Annotated in this window: 17 protein-coding genes, 1 tRNA gene and 1 rRNA gene; 6 read left to right on the top strand and 13 right to left on the bottom strand. The window is 70.6% G+C overall.

The window, feature by feature from the left end:
• Positions 1 to 3: 3 nt before the first annotated feature.
• Genes BM140_RS20940 through argJ form a run of 3 tightly spaced genes read right to left on the bottom strand, consistent with a single transcriptional unit; the run spans position 4 to position 2,371 of the window.
• Positions 4 to 423, bottom strand: a complete 420-nt coding sequence (locus tag BM140_RS20940; protein ID WP_091950747.1) for a (deoxy)nucleoside triphosphate pyrophosphohydrolase — start codon at positions 421 to 423, stop codon at positions 4 to 6.
• Positions 420 to 1,130: an SIMPL domain-containing protein gene (locus tag BM140_RS20935; protein ID WP_091950743.1), complete on the bottom strand. Its 711-nt coding sequence runs from the start codon at positions 1,128 to 1,130 to the stop codon at positions 420 to 422. Before BM140_RS20935 ends, BM140_RS20940 begins: the two co-directional genes overlap by 4 nt.
• Positions 1,127 to 2,371 (bottom strand): bifunctional glutamate N-acetyltransferase/amino-acid acetyltransferase ArgJ, encoded by a 1,245-nt coding sequence (gene argJ / locus BM140_RS20930; RefSeq protein WP_091950740.1) that lies wholly within the window; start codon positions 2,369 to 2,371, stop codon positions 1,127 to 1,129. Before argJ ends, BM140_RS20935 begins: the two co-directional genes overlap by 4 nt.
• Before the next feature lie 256 nt (positions 2,372 to 2,627).
• Between argJ and BM140_RS20925 the strand changes: the two genes are divergently transcribed.
• Together BM140_RS20925 and BM140_RS20920 are read left to right on the top strand one after the other, a co-directional pair.
• The gene (locus BM140_RS20925) at positions 2,628 to 3,095 is read left to right on the top strand and encodes a response regulator (protein ID WP_244535550.1); all 468 of its coding nucleotides are present in this window, start codon (positions 2,628 to 2,630) and stop codon (positions 3,093 to 3,095) included.
• Between the two features lie 83 nt (positions 3,096 to 3,178).
• Complete coding sequence (locus tag BM140_RS20920) at positions 3,179 to 3,730, top strand: glutathione peroxidase (protein ID WP_091950738.1); 552 nt, start codon at positions 3,179 to 3,181, stop codon at positions 3,728 to 3,730.
• Here the strand turns inward: BM140_RS20920 and BM140_RS20915 are convergent, their stop codons facing one another.
• Complete coding sequence (locus tag BM140_RS20915) at positions 3,731 to 3,949, bottom strand: hypothetical protein (RefSeq protein ID WP_091950736.1); 219 nt, start codon at positions 3,947 to 3,949, stop codon at positions 3,731 to 3,733. It lies immediately after the preceding gene.
• A 165-nt stretch (positions 3,950 to 4,114) separates the two neighbouring features.
• Between BM140_RS20915 and BM140_RS20910 the strand changes: the two genes are divergently transcribed.
• Together BM140_RS20910 and BM140_RS20905 are read left to right on the top strand one after the other, a co-directional pair.
• The gene (locus BM140_RS20910; protein ID WP_091950734.1) at positions 4,115 to 4,342 is read left to right on the top strand and encodes a hypothetical protein; all 228 of its coding nucleotides are present in this window, start codon (positions 4,115 to 4,117) and stop codon (positions 4,340 to 4,342) included.
• Between the two features lie 103 nt (positions 4,343 to 4,445).
• The gene (locus tag BM140_RS20905) at positions 4,446 to 4,688 is read left to right on the top strand and encodes a DUF2188 domain-containing protein (RefSeq protein ID WP_091950732.1); all 243 of its coding nucleotides are present in this window, start codon (positions 4,446 to 4,448) and stop codon (positions 4,686 to 4,688) included.
• A 12-nt stretch (positions 4,689 to 4,700) separates the two neighbouring features.
• Here the strand turns inward: BM140_RS20905 and putA are convergent, their stop codons facing one another.
• From putA to BM140_RS20885, 4 genes are all read right to left on the bottom strand, one after another.
• Positions 4,701 to 7,778, bottom strand: coding sequence for a bifunctional proline dehydrogenase/L-glutamate gamma-semialdehyde dehydrogenase PutA (gene putA / locus BM140_RS20900; protein ID WP_091950730.1), 3,078 nt, complete (start codon positions 7,776 to 7,778; stop codon positions 4,701 to 4,703).
• 138 nt (positions 7,779 to 7,916) lie between these two features.
• Positions 7,917 to 8,375, bottom strand: a complete 459-nt coding sequence (locus tag BM140_RS20895) for a type II toxin-antitoxin system RatA family toxin (RefSeq protein ID WP_091950728.1) — start codon at positions 8,373 to 8,375, stop codon at positions 7,917 to 7,919.
• A gap of 6 nt (positions 8,376 to 8,381) precedes the next feature.
• Positions 8,382 to 9,380, bottom strand: coding sequence for a lipoyl synthase (gene lipA / locus BM140_RS20890; protein WP_091950725.1), 999 nt, complete (start codon positions 9,378 to 9,380; stop codon positions 8,382 to 8,384).
• 235 nt (positions 9,381 to 9,615) lie between these two features.
• Entirely contained in the window at positions 9,616 to 10,338 is a 723-nt protein-coding gene (locus BM140_RS20885) for a cell wall hydrolase (RefSeq protein ID WP_091950723.1), read from the bottom strand.
• Between the two features lie 227 nt (positions 10,339 to 10,565).
• Here BM140_RS20885 and BM140_RS20880 point away from each other — a divergent pair, with 227 nt between their 5' ends.
• On the top strand, positions 10,566 to 10,796 hold the full coding sequence (locus BM140_RS20880) for a hypothetical protein (RefSeq protein WP_091950721.1): 231 nt from the start codon (positions 10,566 to 10,568) through the stop codon (positions 10,794 to 10,796).
• A 7-nt stretch (positions 10,797 to 10,803) separates the two neighbouring features.
• A complete protein-coding gene (locus BM140_RS20875; protein ID WP_091950719.1) occupies positions 10,804 to 12,150 on the top strand; it encodes a PQQ-dependent sugar dehydrogenase in 1,347 nt (448 codons plus the stop codon).
• Positions 12,151 to 12,265: 115 nt separating this feature from the next.
• Here BM140_RS20875 and BM140_RS20870 read toward each other — a convergent pair whose 3' ends face one another.
• The 5 genes from BM140_RS20870 to rrf form a co-directional block, all read right to left on the bottom strand.
• A complete protein-coding gene (locus BM140_RS20870; protein ID WP_091950717.1) occupies positions 12,266 to 12,898 on the bottom strand; it encodes a L,D-transpeptidase in 633 nt (210 codons plus the stop codon).
• Positions 12,899 to 12,978: 80 nt separating this feature from the next.
• Positions 12,979 to 13,215 carry a hypothetical protein gene (locus BM140_RS20865; protein ID WP_091950715.1) on the bottom strand — a complete coding sequence of 79 codons (237 nt, stop codon included), beginning with the start codon at positions 13,213 to 13,215 and terminating at the stop codon, positions 12,979 to 12,981.
• A 102-nt stretch (positions 13,216 to 13,317) separates the two neighbouring features.
• Entirely contained in the window at positions 13,318 to 13,926 is a 609-nt protein-coding gene (locus BM140_RS20860; RefSeq protein WP_091950713.1) for a hypothetical protein, read from the bottom strand.
• A 427-nt stretch (positions 13,927 to 14,353) separates the two neighbouring features.
• A tRNA-Met gene (locus BM140_RS20855) sits at positions 14,354 to 14,430 on the bottom strand.
• An 84-nt stretch (positions 14,431 to 14,514) separates the two neighbouring features.
• Positions 14,515 to 14,630, bottom strand: a 5S ribosomal RNA gene (gene rrf, locus BM140_RS20850).
• Positions 14,631 to 14,648: the final 18 nt, after the last annotated feature.

Genomic DNA, 14,648 nt, shown 5'->3' with positions numbered 1-14,648 from the left:
CCGTCAGGGGCCGAGCAGATCGATCAGGAAGGGGATCAGCGGCAGGTCGGCCGGCGGCATCGGCAGGTCGCGCAAGGCCCCCGGACGTTGCCAGCGCAGGGCCTGCCCCTCGCGCGACTGCGGAATCCCTTCCCAGCGCCGACAGATGTAGAGCGGCATCAGGAGGTGGAAATCCGGGTAGGCATGGCTGGCGAAGGTGAGGGGCGCGAGGCAGGGCTCGCGCACCTCGATGCCGAGTTCTTCCGCCAGTTCGCGGATCAGCGTCTCTTCCGGCCGCTCCCCCGGCTCGACCTTGCCGCCGGGAAACTCCCACAGGCCGGCGAGCGCCTTGCCCTCCGGCCGTTGCGCCATCAGCACGCGCCCGTCGGCATCGACGAGCGCCGCCGCGACGACGAGCACGAGCCTCATCGGGGCGGCGCTCATCGGGCAATCGCGAACACGGCTTCGACTTCCGCCGCCGTCTCGATGCTGCCGGCCTCGATCGGCACCGCGGTCCGCCCCTTCGGCGCGGCGGCCCTCGCCGCCATCGCGTAGGGCATGGGCCGGGCGCCTTCGCTCCGCGGCGGCGACGTAATGGCGATGGCGGCCCCGAGCCGCACGCCCGCGGCCTCCGCGAGACGCTCGGCCTGGGCGCGGGCATCCTTCATCGCCGCGCTCTGCACGTCGGCCTCGGCCGCCGCCGGATCGCGCAGGCCGAAGGCGATGCCGTTGATCCGGTTGGCGCCCGAATCGAGCGCCTGGCGCAGGAGCTCGCCGAGCTTGCCCATCTCGGCCAGGCGCACCCGCACGAGGTTGCCTGCGGTGTAGCCGTCGGGCACCTCGCGCACATTGCCGTCGGGCTGACCGACCTGCTTGGTGCGGGCCTGGAGCGTGAGCGAGGTCGTGCCGATATCGGCCTCCGGCACGCCCATTTCCTTGGCGGTCGCCATCACGCCCTTCGCGGCCCGGCTCGCGGCGTCGAGCGCCGCGGCCGGGGTGGCACCCCGGCTCTCGACCCCGACCTCGATGGAGGCGAAGTCCGGCGCCCGCTCGGAGGAGGCCCGGCCGATGACGCGGATGCGGCCCTCGTCGTCGGCGGCGGCCGGGACGGCGAGAACGAGCAGCAGCGCGGCGGCGAGGGCGTATTTCACGAGCGGTAATCTCCGTTGATCTCGACGTAGGCCTTGGTGAGGTCGCAGGTCCAGACCCGCGCCGTACCCTGGCCGAGGCCGAGATCGACCCGCACGGTGATCTCGGCCTCGCGCATCACGGCGCTGGCCGCCTCCTCGCTATAGGCCGGATCGCGCGCGCCCTGGACCGCCACGCGCACGTCGCCGAACCAGATCGCGAGGCGGTCGCGGTCGGCGGGCTCGCCGGCCTTGCCCACCGCCATGACGACGCGGCCCCAATTGGCGTCCTCGCCCGCCACCGCGGTCTTCACCAGCGGCGAGTTGGCGATCGACATCGCGATCCGGTGGGCGGAGGCGTCGCTCTCCGCGCCCTCGACCCGTACGGTGACGAGCTTGCGCGCGCCCTCGCCGTCGCGGGCGACGAGCTGGGCCAGCTCGATCAACAGATCGTCGAGCGCCGCCCGGAAGTTTTCCAGGCGCGGATCGTCGGCGCGCTCGACCGCCTCGGTGTCCGCGGCACCGGTGGCGAACAGCAGCAGCGTGTCCGAGGTCGAGGTGTCGCCGTCGACGGTGACGCAGTTGAACGAGGTCTTGGTGCCCGCGCTCAGCAGCTCCTGCAAGACCGCCTGCGGCAGCGCGGCGTCGGTGAAGACGAAGGACAGCATCGTCGCCATGTCGGGGGCGATCATGCCCGCCCCCTTGGCGATGCCGTTGATCGTCACCGTCTGCCCCGCGATCTCGGCTTTGCGGGTCGCGAGCTTCGGGAAGGTGTCCGTCGTCATGATCGCTTGGGCGGCCTCGCTCCAGGCTGCGGCGCCCGGCACGGCGCGGGCGGCGCAATCGGCCAGCACGCCCTCGAACTTGGTGGCGTCCAGGGGCTCGCCGATCACGCCGGTCGAGGCGATCATCACGGCTTCCGGTGCGCAATCGGCGGCCCGGCCGGCGATCTGCGCCGTCAGCGTCACCGCCTCGCGGCCTTTGAGCCCGGTGAAGGCGTTGGCGTTGCCGGAATTGACCACCAGAGCGCGGGCGCCGGCCTTGGCCTCCAGCGCGGCGCGGCACCAATCCACCGGCGCCGAGGGGCAGCGCGAGCGGGTGAACACGCCGGCCACCTGAGTTCCCTCGTCGAGCGCGACGTAGAGCACGTCGGTGCGGCCCTTGTAGCGGATGCCGGCCTGCGCCGTGGCGAGGCGCACGCCCGCGATCTCCGGCAGCGACGGCTGGGTCGCGGGCGCAAGCGGCGAGATTTGCGTGGAGGACATCGTTCGAGCGGCTCCGGTCTGGCCACGGCGGGGATACGAAAGGCGGCGCCGTCGCATGCGAACGCGACAGCGCCATGAACCCCGCTGTGGAGCCCCGAAAGACGGTGTCGGGGGGCCGCGTTCTGTTGCGCCGCCGGCGCCCGGCGTCAACACGGCGCCACGCTGCGGCCCGGGAAACGAACTCTCCTGTCGATGGGTTTTTGCAATGCACTCTGGAACCGCTTGAACCTCGGGGTTCATCTGTTAATCTGAGGGCATGCGAAGCAATCAGGACATTGCTGCAAAAGGAACTTTTCAGGCTGCGGCCGGCGCCGCACGCCCGCTCGGCGATGCGGCTGCGCAGCGAAGCTGCTACGGCATCCAGGTTCTCGTCGCCGGCCGGCGCAAGCAATGGCGGGACGAGATCGGTGCGCAGGTCCGCCGCGCCGGCTTCAACGCCACCACGGTCGATTCGGCGGTCGATGCCCTCACCGTCCTCGTGCTCGGCCTGCCCGTCGACGTCCTCGTCACCGATGCGGATCTGCGCGGGTCGCTCTGCTGCTCCCGCCTCGCCGAAGAGGCTCGGGCGCTGCGCCCCAATCTCGGCATCGTGTTCTCGGGCGATTCGGCGGCCTTCGACGGCTTCGATGCGGTTCCACCGCATGTCGTCGCCCTGCCGGTCGGCGGCGACGAGACCGCGCTGGCCCGCTCCGTGCGCGAGGCTCTGGCGGCCCGGACGAACTGACGCCCCGCGACGATCCGAACCGTAGGGCGGACGGCCCGAATTGTGGCAGCCTCCGAGACAAATCCCTGTTCCGGAGGCTTTCGATGCTGATTCGTCGTCGCGATTGTCTCGCGATGCTGGCCGTCACCGCGGTCGGCGCCGCCCGCGCCTCGGAGGTGAAGGCGGAGACCTTCTCCTTCGAGAAACCCGGCGGCGGCACCCTGCCGCTCGCCGACTATGCCGGCAAACCGATCCTCGTGGTCAACACCGCCACCGCCTGCGGCTATGCCGGGCAGTTTTCCGGGCTGGAGGGGCTGTGGACCCGCTTCGGGCCCCGTGGGCTCACGGTGATCGCGGTCCCCTCGCCGGATTTCGGCAATCAGGAACCCCTCGACGGCGTGGCCATCGCCGAGGCGGCCAAGAAGAACCACGGCGTGACCTTCCCGGTGGTCGAAAAGACCCATGTGCGCGGCCCCACGGCCCATCCGTTCTACCGCTGGGCGGCGGAGCGGAAGCCGGGCCAGACCCCGCAATGGAACTTCCACAAGTATCTGGTCGGCCGCGACGGCGACCTGCGTGCCGCCTTCGCGACGCAGATCGAGCCGAACGACCCCCGCATCGTCAGCGCCATCGTGGCCGAACTCGGCTCGGCGTGATCAGCGATTGGGGATCGGCGCGGGCGGGATCGGCCCCCGCTCGCCGTGCCGCGGCGTTCGGGGCCGCGCCTGTCGCACGCGGGCGCGCTCCGCCTGTTCCAGGCTGGGCGGCGCCGACGGGTAGTTCGAGGCGAAGGGATTGGGCGGCGCGCCCTGGCCGACGCAGGGCGAGGCGGACAGGCCGGCACTGAGCACGAGCAGGAGAAGCGTGGGGCGCATGACGATCCGTGTTCCGTGACGGCCGGAGCATCGTCCCGAAAGGTGACCGCCGGCTTTTTCGAGAAAGACGATGCGGACATGCCGCCAACTCTCGCGCCAGGATAGGGCGGCTTCCTACATGGCGACAGCCGGCGCCGCCGTCGGCGTGACGCAAAGGCGCGATGAATGGACCCGCACAGCTTCGAGCACGACGGCATCCTCTACGAGGTCCGCTTCGAGCGCACGCCCGAGGGCTGGCTCGCCCGCATCCGACCCGAGGGGGCAGCGGAAGCCCACCTCCTGGCCTTTCCCGAGGGGCCAGGCTTCGACCCGGAGGATGTGCGCGGCTCGCTCATCGCCGGCTGTCGCGCCGCGGTGGAACGCCTGCCGCAGCGTCCGCCGACCCGGCATTGACCGTTCACCATCCCGGTGCCGGAGCGCGCGGCGGCGGAACCACCGCCACCGCCATCGGTTCGCGATCCGACACATTTTGCGGATCCAGCGAGATTTCGAACCGATGACCGAGGTCACCTACCACATCGTCGAGCATGATGGCGGCTTCGCCTACAAGGTCGGCGACGTCTTCTCCGAGACCTTCCCGAGCCGGCAGGAGGCCCTGGAAGCCGCCCAGGCGGCGGCGGCCGAGCAGCAGGTGCCGGGCTCGACCGAGGGCATCCGCTATCAGGACGGTCGCGGCCAATGGCACGACGAGACCGCCGACGGCAGCGACCGGCCGGTCGCGAAGGTCGTCGAGGATTGAGGCCGCCGGCCGTCATCCCTCCAGGGTGAGCAGCCCGACGCTCCCGCCAGCGGCCGACATGTTGACCGTGAGCGTCCGCTCGGTGGCGAAGCGGGTGAGGTAATGCGGGCCGCCGGCCTTCGGGCCGGTGCCGGACAGACCGGTGCCGCCGAAGGGCTGGCTGCCGACCACCGCGCCGATCATGTTGCGGTTCACGTAGACGTTGCCGTGGGGCAGCGCCGCCGCGATGCGCGTCCACGTGCGCTCGATCCGTGAATGGATGCCGAGCGTCAGCCCGTAGCCGGCGGCACGAATCTCTTCGATCACCCGCTCCAGCCCATCGACGGGATAACGGACGATGTGGAGGATCGGCCCGAACACCTCTTCGCGCAGATCGGCGACCGATCCGATCTCGAAGATGTGGGGCGCGACGAAGAGGCCCGACGGCGCGGTCCCGGCGAGGTGCGTGCGAGCCTCCCGGCCCATCCGGGCGATGTGCGCGTCGAGCCGGGCCTTGGCCTGCCCATCGATGACGGGGCCGAGATCGGTGGCAAGGTCGCGTGGGTCGCCCAAGCGCAACCCGCGAGCGGCACCGACGAGGGTCGCGATCATCCCTTCTGCCACATCCTCCTGGACGAGGAGCAGGCGCAGGGCCGAGCAGCGCTGCCCGGCGGAGCGGAAGGCGGAGGCGACGACATCGTCGGCGACCTGCTCGGGGAGCGCCGTGGCGTCGACGATCATCGCGTTGATGCCGCCGGTTTCGGCGATCAGCGGCAGGATCGCGCCGTCGCGTTCGGCCAGCGCCCGGTTGATCGCCCGCGCCGTCGCGGTCGAGCCGGTGAAGACCACGCCGGCAAGCGCCGGATGTCCGATCAGCGCCGCCCCCGCTTCGGGACCGCCGGGGACGAGGTGCAGCGCGCCGGCCGGGATGCCGGCGCCGTGCAGCAGGCGCAACGCGCGGTCGGCGACGAGCGGCGTCTGCGGCGCCGGCTTAGCCACGACCGCGTTGCCGGCCATCAGGGCGGCGGCGATCTGACCGGAGAAGATCGCGAGCGGAAAATTCCACGGCGAGATCGCTGCGAAGACGCCGCGTCCGTGCAGGGCCAGCGTGTTCGCTTCACCCGCCGGCCCCGGCAGGGCGACAGGCGCGGCAAACAGCTTTCGGCCTTCCGCCGCGTAGTAGCGCAGGAAGTCGATGGCTTCGCGCCACTCGGCGATGGCGTCGTCCAGCGTCTTGCCCGCCTCGGCCTGAAGCAGATGGAGGAGTGTGTCGCGGTCGGCCTCGAAGGCGTTCGCGGCCCGCTCCAGGCAGGCGGCGCGGGTCTCGGCGGGGGTGGCGGCCCAATCCGAAAATCCGTGGGCGGCAGCGTCCATCGCGCGTGCCGCCATGGCGGCGTCGGCCTCCGTCACGGTGCCGAGGCTCGCGCCGTCGATGGGGCTCGCCACCGTCCGCGTCCGGCCCTCCACCTCCCGGCCATCGAGGATCGGCGCCGCCGCGAACGGCCCGGTGACGCGGGCGACCCCGGTGCGAAGCGCCTCCACCGCGGCCCGGTCGCCGAAGGCGAGCCCCTCGCTGTTGCGCCGCTCCGGTCCGAACAGGTCGCGGGGACGCGGGATCTTCGGGTGGCGGGCGAGCGCGGGCGTCTCGATCAGCGCCTGCGGGCGGGCGAGCAGGCGCGCGACCGGTACCGTCGGATCCGCGGCGCGGGCGACGAAGGAGGCGTTGGCGCCGTTCTCCAACAGCCGACGCACCAGATAGGCCAGCAACTCGCGATGCCCGCCGACCGGCGCATAGACGCGGCAGCCGAGGCCGGGCCTCACCGCGGCCAGCCGCGCGTAAAGGGCCTCGCCCATGCCGTGCAGGCGCTGGAACTCGAACCCCGCCGCGTCGCCGGCCAGCGCCAGCACGCTCGCCACGGTGAGCGCATTGTGGGTGGCGAATTGCGGGAAAAGCCGCGGCCTCTGTGCCAGCAGCCGCCGGGCGGCGGCGAGATAGCTCAGATCCGTCATCGGCTTGCGGGTGAAGACGGGGAAGTCGGGCAGGCCCTGGCCTTGCGCCGCCTTCACCTCGCCGTCCCAATAGGCGCCCTTGACGAGGCGCACCATCAGCCGCCGGTCGTGATGCCGGGCCAAGGCCGCGACATGCTCGATGACCGGCAGGCAGCGCTTGGAATAGGCCTGCACCGCCAGCCCGAACCCGTCCCAGCCGGCGAGCGACGGGTCGGCCAGCACGACGGTGAACACGTCGAGGGACAATTCGAGCCGCTCGGCCTCCTCGGCATCCACGGTGAAGTTGAGGTCGTGCGCGCGCGCCGCGCGGGCCAGATCCAGCACCACCGGCACCAGCTCGGCCATCACCCGCGGCCTCTGCGTCGGCGCGTAGCGCGGATGGAGCGCCGAGAGCTTCACGGAGATGCCCGGTCGCGCCGGTAGCGCGGCGTCGCCTGCCTCGCGGCCGATCCGCTCGATCGCACGGGCGTAGGACAGGCGGTAGGCCTCGGCGTCGTCCGCCGTGCGGGCCCCCTCTCCCAGCATGTCGAAGGAATATCTGAGGTCTGTCGGTCCGGCCTTGGCCCGGCGCAACGCCGCGCCGATGTCTTCGGCCAGCACGAACTGGCCGCCCATGATCCGCATGGCGCGATGCGCCGCGGCCCGCACCGCCGGACGGCCGAGGCGTCCGACCAGCCCGGCGAGCGTCGCCTCCGGCGTGTCCCCGACGCCGACGAGTCGGGCGCCGAGCCCCAGTGCCCAGGCGGCGGCGTGGGCGAGCCCAGTCTCGGAGCGGACTTCGTGATGGGCGAAATCGCCCTCGCGCAGCTTGTCGGCGATGAGACGGTCGGCGGTGGCCGCGTCGGGCACGCGCAGCAGCGCCTCGGCGAGGCTCATCAACGCCAGCCCCTCGCGGGTGGTGAGGGCGTATTCCTGCAGCAGCGTCTCGACGGCGCCGTGCCCGGCCTCGCTGCGGATCGCGGCGATCAGGTCGGCGGCCAGCGCATCGACGCCCGGCTCGGCTTCCGGCGGCAGCACCGCCTCGCGCAGCAGCGTCTCGGCGAGCGCGGCGTCGTCCGGGGCGTAAGCGGCCTGGAAGCGCGGACCGGGCGCGGAATCCATCGGCAGAGCCTTTTCACGGATGGGCGGGTGAGCCTACCGCAACTTCACCGCACAGGCAGGAGACGCGCCGTCGCGTCGAGCGGGCCTGTCACCTCCCCCTTGTGGGGAGGAGAGCACCCGCGATTCACTCAGAAAGAATCAGGCCGGCGCGCCGTAGATCGTGCGGGCCCGGCTCTCGAAGGCGTCGGTAAACTTGCGGAAGGCGCGGTCGAACATCGTGCCCATCAGGAGCCCCAGCGTGCGGCTCTTGAACTCGTAGGTGATGAAGAAATCGACGTCGCAGCCGCCCCGGCCGTCGTCGCGAAAACTCCAGCGGTTCTCGAGGTGGCGGAACGGACCGTCGATGTACTCGGCCGTGATCTTCCGGTTCTGCGGGTCGAGGGAGACCCGGGTGGTGAAGCGCTCGCGGATCGCCTTGTAGCCGACCCCCATCTCGGCGACGCGCACGGTGGTGCCGTTCGGTCCCTCCGCATCGCGCAGCACCCGCAGCGATTCGCACAGCGGCAGAAACTCGGGATAGCGCTCGATATCGGCCACGAGGTCGTACATCTGCGTGGCCGTGTGGCGCACGTTCCTCGTGATACGGAAAGACGGCATGGCGGCTCAGGCGGTGGCGGTGTGCGGGACCGGCCCGAGCTTGGCGAGGCGGGCTGCCTTCAACCGGGCGAAGTCCTCGCCCGCATGGTGGGAGGAGCGCGTCAGCGGGGTGGCCGAGACGAGCAGGAAACCCTTGGCATAGGCCGTGGTTTCATAGGCCTTGAACTCGTCCGGCGGCACGAAGCGCACGACTTCGTGATGCTTGCGCGTCGGCTGCAGGTACTGGCCGATGGTGAGGAAATCGACGTCCGCCGAGCGCAGGTCATCCATCAGCTGCACGACCTCGTTCCGCTCCTCGCCCAGGCCCACCATGATGCCGGACTTGGTGAAGATGGTCGGGTCCAACTCCTTCACCCGCTGCAGCAGCCGAACGGAATGGAAGTAGCGGGCGCCGGGCCGCACGGTGACGTACTTGCCGGGCACGGTTTCGAGATTGTGGTTGAACACGTCGGGCCGGGCCGCAACCACGGTTTCGAGCGCACCGGGTTTGCGCAGGAAGTCCGGCGTCAGGATCTCGATGGTGGTGCCGGGGCTCGCCTGCCGGATCGCCGCGATGGTCTGCGCGAAATGCGCGGCGCCGCCGTCCTTGAGGTCGTCGCGATCGACCGAGGTGACAACGACATGGTGCAGCCCGAGCTTGGCCACGGCATCGGCCACCTTCTGCGGCTCGGCCGCATCCAGCCCTTCCGGCAGGCCCGTGCGCACGTTGCAGAACGAACACGCGCGGGTGCAGGTGTCGCCCATGATCATGAAGGTGGCGTGGCGCTTCTCCCAGCACTCGCCGATATTGGGGCAGCCTGCCTCCTCGCAGACGGTGACGAGGCCGTTGGCGCGGACGATGTCCTTGGTCTCGGCCCAGAGCTTCGAGCCCGGCGCCTTCACCCGGATCCAGTCGGGCTTGCGCTGGATCGCCGTGTCGGGCCGATGCGCCTTCTCAGGGTGGCGCGGACGCGCGGCCTGCTTCGGACGCGTGTCGTTGGTGAGGAGATCGAGGACGACGGCCATGATGGGGGACGAGCGCTCGTGATCCCGGCGGACGGCCCGGGCGCCACCTCGATCTAAGGCCTCGGGGAGCCTGTCGCAAAGGGGCGGGGCGACAACCTGCCCTATGCGTAACTCCGGCTGGCGTTAGCCTCGGACGGTGGCGGAGCCGCCGTCCGCCCACGCGACGGCGGGGCTTCGGCCGTCCGGCGGGCGCATCGAACCCGACCGCAGGTCGGGGGCGACGCAGATCCAAGACTCAGTTTCGGCCCGGAACCGAAGCGTAGCGGGCCGGGCCGGCGAGGCGCAGATCCGGCACGGTGTAGTCGGCGGTCAGCGTCGGCTGGACGCGGCCGGTCAGCGGCAGGCCGATCATGCCCGATTGCGCGGCGGCGACCTGGAGCGGCAGCACGCGGCCGGAGGCGACCTGCACCACGGCGCGGGGACGGATCGCCGGAAGATAGCCCTCGCGGTCGCTCTTCTCGTAGAACACGTTGCCGCCCGCGGCGACGACGTAGTGCATGTTGGTGTAGGGGAAGCTGTAGCCGGCGGTGTGGAAGTGCAGCGCCTGACCGACGCCATCGTGACGCTTGCCGGACAGGAGCAGGTCGGCGACCTTCTCGAGCCGCGGCCGATCCTGCTCGCGCACCGGCTTCGTCAGCACGCCGTTGGCGAATTGCCGCTTCTGGCCGACCACCTCGCAGATCCGGCCCGGATAGGCCGGCGCGTCGAGGCGGTTCATCACCACCGTGCCGACGGCCAGCAGCCCGTCCTCGTCGGAGCGGTTCGATTCGAAATACATCGCCCGGGCGAGGCACTCCTTGTCGGCGGCGGTCGGCGTCTGGACGACCTTGGCGTTCGCCGCGATCGAGCCGGTGGTCAGCTCCTGCTGCGGACGGAACACACCGCACCCCCCAAGGCTCGAACCGGCGGCCGCGAGGGCGGCGAGGCAGGCGAGGCGGAGGTGACGGTCGTTGCGCATTCAGGCTCCCCGGAGCTGGGCAGAGGGCATGGAAGGACGGCTCGTACGCTTAAGCTGAACCCATTGCCCGCCAGGTGCAAAGGTATGGTTAAGCCTGGATGCCGAATCCGGGGTGGTGTGTCTTTTCGCACACGGGCCCGACCGCGGCAGGATCGCATCCGACAATGAACGGTCGGCGAGCTTAGGCGTTGAGGAGTCTTGGACTTCGCTCGCGGGAAGGATGAGCCATGGCAACGGCAACCGGATCGGCCGTCTCGGACACGGCGTCTCCCCCGCTCGAAGCGTTCGACGAGCGTCTGCGCGAGGAGGCCGCCACCGCCGGCCGTGCCGCCCTCGACGCCGCGCTCCAGCGCTTCACCACCGAGCAGCGCGACGCGTTCTGGAACGCCATCGGCCTCTACTACTCGACCCGCCGCCATCCCGGCGCGAACGAAGCCGCCGCCACGCCCGCGCTCTGAGGGTCCCATGCGCACAGCCGCCAAAGTCGGACTCGCCGCCCTCGTCCTCGCGCTGGCGGGCGGGGCCGCCTTCACGCGCTTCGTGATGTATCCGGAGCGCGCGACGCTCGATTTCGCCGCCGGCACCGGTCCGAACCCGACCCTGCCGGCCCCGAACCCGACGCTGATGCCCACCGTCAACATCGCCCGCATCGCCCCCTGGGCGGAGGGCGCGACGCCGAAGGCCGCGCCGGGACTCACGGTCGCGGCCTTCGCCACCGGCCTCAACCATCCGCGCTGGCCTTATCGTCTGCCGAACGGCGACGTGCTGGTGGCCGAGAGCAACGCCCCGAAATCCGGCGACAAGAGCACCGGCCTCGCCGACTGGGTCGCCGACAAGGTGAAGGGCCTCGCGGGCGCGGGCGTCGACAGCCCCGACCGCATCGTACTCCTCCGCGACCGGGACGGCGACGGCGTCGCGGAGGAGCGCCACGTCCTCCTCAAAGATCTCACCTCGCCCTTCGGCATGGCGCTGGTCGGCTCCGACCTCTACGTCGCCAATGCCGACGCGTTGGTGCGTGTGCCCTACACGGACGGGCAGACCGAGATCACGGCGCGCCCGGAAAAGGTCGCCGACTTGCCCTCGGGCATCAATCACCATTGGACGAAGAACGTCATCGCGAGTCCCGACGGACAAAAGCTGTTCGTCACCGTCGGCTCGAACAGCAATGTCGGCGAGAACGGCCTCGACATCGAGAAGGGCCGCGCGGCGATCTGGGAATACACGGTCGCCACGAAGGCGATGCGGGAATATGCGACGGGCCTGCGCAACCCCAACGGGCTCGCCTTCGAGCCGACGAGCGGTGCGCTCTGGACCGCCGTCAACGAGCGCGACGAGATCGGCAGCGACCTCGTGCCGGACTACGTCACCCACGTCCAGGAAGGCGGATTCTACGGCTGGCCCTGGAGCTATTGGGGCCGGCACGCCGACGCACGGGTCCAGCCGCCGCAGCCCGACCTCGTGGCCAAGGCGATCGCGCCCGACTACGCCGTCGGCACGCACACGGCCTCCCTCGGCATCGCCTTCTCGGCGGGCTCCAGCCTGCCGGAGGCATGGAAAACCGGCCTGTTCGTCGCCCAGCACGGCTCGTGGAACCGCCGGCCGAAGAGCGGCTACAAGGTGATCTACATTCCATTCAAGGACGGCAAACCTGCGGGCGCGCCGGTCGATGTCCTGACTGGCTTCCTCGACGTCGACGAGAAGGCTCAGGGCCGTCCGGTGGGCGTGGCGCTCGACAAGACCGGGGCGCTGCTGGTGACGGACGATGTCGGGAACGCGGTGTGGCGGGTGAGCGGGGCGGCGGCCTCGAACTGAGGCGTGCCGCTCGATGAGAGCATCGGCACGAACGATGGGAACCGGCTTTCAGAAAAAGCCTATGCGGCACCAGGGCGTAGAGGATCGTCCTGGATCCGATATCCAGGACGATCCTCTAGTAAACGTCGCCGTATCCTACAGGGGCCCTCGCGTAGGGATCGTCGAACGGGTCCCGCCCCCGCCGCGGGGCCGGCGCGTAGAGGTCGTCGTCCCACGCCGCGCCGCGGGAGCGCACGACTACGCCCTCCTCGCCGCCATAGCGGCGCGCAGTCCGCTCCGGTGCGGGTCGATGCACGTCGGCGACCGGGGCGTCGCCGACGCTGCCCTCGATCACCACGCGGGTGTTGGCCATCTTCTGCTGCTTCACCAAGGCGAACAGGGTCGCGGCGTTGCGCTGCGAAAGGCGCACGCATCCATGAGAAGCCGCAGTGCCGAGGCGGCGGGTGTGGGTGGTGCCGTGGATGGCGTGGCCGACCTGGGTGAAGAAGATCGCGTGCGGCATCGGCGCGTTGTCCCATTCCCGCGAGAAGTGGGTCGCCTCCATCCGGAACGGCTTGTAGCCGCCGTTCGGCGTGTCGTGGCCCGCGACGCCGGTCGAAACCGGCCACGTGTAGCGAGTCTGGCCATCGACCGCGACGCTCATCCGCTGGGCGTCCTTGTCGACGCTGATGAGCAGTTCGGCCCGCGCCGCGGGGGCGGAGGCCAGCAGGACGGCACTTGCCAGAAATACGGCCGGGCGCAGGCGCATCGCTTGGAAAACTCCGAACTCGGAAGGCTTTGCGGTTAGATGCGTCGACGCGGCTCCGCTTCAACCGCCTCTGCGCAATCTCACCCCCGGGCGGCGTTGCGGACATAGCCGCGGGAGATCAGCCGGCTGTTCTCGCGGGCGCGGCGCTCCGCTTCCATCAGATCCGACAGGGCGTCGGTGATGGCGCAGCGGAGCGCCAGTCCGGCATCGCCGTGAGCGGTGACGAGATAGGCCTGAGCGATGTCCTCGACGGGGCAAGCGGGATCGGCGGCGCCGCGATCGATGGGGCGAGGCGCGGCGGGCTGGCGCTGGGGCATGGTCTCTCTCCGACTCGAAACGAGAACGAAGATAGAACAACCGAGGACGGTTAACGAGACCTTACCGCAATGCCTCAAGCTTGTGGACGACGCGCCGGTCGATCACGGAAGACCGCGCCCGTCGAATGAGTCGGTATAGGCATCGACCGCGCTCGATGCCCCCGCCGTACCGGCGCCGGCCGGCGCGCCGCCCCCGCCGACACCCGGCGTCAGGCGGTTCGGATCGAGGATGCCGCTCCGGGCGCTGGCCCCGAGGCCCGTGCCCGCCCCGCCGATGGAGCCGGTGGTCAAGCCCGTATCGAGGCTCGATGCGAGGCCGGCGCCGGATATTCCCGCTCCGATCCCTGCGCCCGTGCCGCCGACGGAGCCGGAGCTTATCCCGGCGCCGATGTCGGATGTGAGCCCGGTGCCGGGAAGCGCGGAGAACCCGCGCAGGCCCCCTCCCCCACCGAAGCTGAGCCCACCCGGATTGGTCAGGCCGCCGGTCCGGATCGCTCCACTGAAGGCGGCGATGCCGCCCGGAGGCAGAATGCCGGAGAAGCCCAGTCCGCCGGCATCGGCGATGCCGAGGGTTCCGGCCGGTATTGTCGTGCCGGGAAAGGGCAGACTCGGCACGGCCGAAGTCGCCAGCGTCTGCGCCTGAATCGATGGTGCGGCGAGGCCGAGGGCCACCACGAGGGCGCCGCGGAGCGTTCCACGAATGCGGATCATGACCACCTCCCTGATTCGAGATTCGGCGGCACAACGCGAGGGACTTGCGGGCGGTTTCGCAAGCCGTCGCGACCGAGGGACGCGAGCAGGCCTGCGAGGCCCATCCAGCCGGGCGGAGCATCGCGCGTTGCCGTCAACGCCGGAGCCGTCGGTTTCTGGGCACAGTTCGGTGCGCTGACGAAGGCCGGTCTGGGCCGGGCTGAGACGATGAACGCCGACGCCGCGATGGTCGAGGCGCGGATTCTCAAGGCGACCGACCGATCCGAGCGAGACGGGCGTCGAGCCCCCTCCCCTCCCCCGCTTTCGGGTTCAGGCGCGCTCCCGGAGGCGCGCCTGTCGGGTGGTGTTGGGTTTGGGAACGACGGAACGCCCCGTGCGGGGGCACGGGGCTCGGTGTGATGGGGTTTGCTGTGTTGTGTGTTGTGTTTGGTTGCGGGGGCTGGATTTGAACCAGCGACCTTCAGGTTATGAGCCTGACGAGCTACCGGGCTGCTCCACCCCGCGCCGAGATGTGGGACCGTGTGGGTCGGTCGGATCGGCTGGTGTCGAGGGAATGGGGTGAGGTCAGTGAGATCTTGTGCTGGGCAGGCCTGGCGGCGACCGACTCTCCCGTGTCTTGAGACACAGTACCATGGGCGCTGGTGCGTTTGACGGCCGAGTTCGAGATGGGATCGGGTCCTGGGCACACCGCTCAGGCCACCAGGCCGGCGCAGCACAAGTTT

Origin of the sequence: Methylorubrum salsuginis, from assembly GCF_900114375.1 — a bacterium.
In the GTDB taxonomy this organism is placed as follows: domain Bacteria; phylum Pseudomonadota; class Alphaproteobacteria; order Rhizobiales; family Beijerinckiaceae; genus Methylobacterium; species Methylobacterium salsuginis.
The sequence above is the reverse complement of the archived record's forward strand: the minus strand, read 5'-3'. Positions and strand labels throughout refer to the sequence as shown.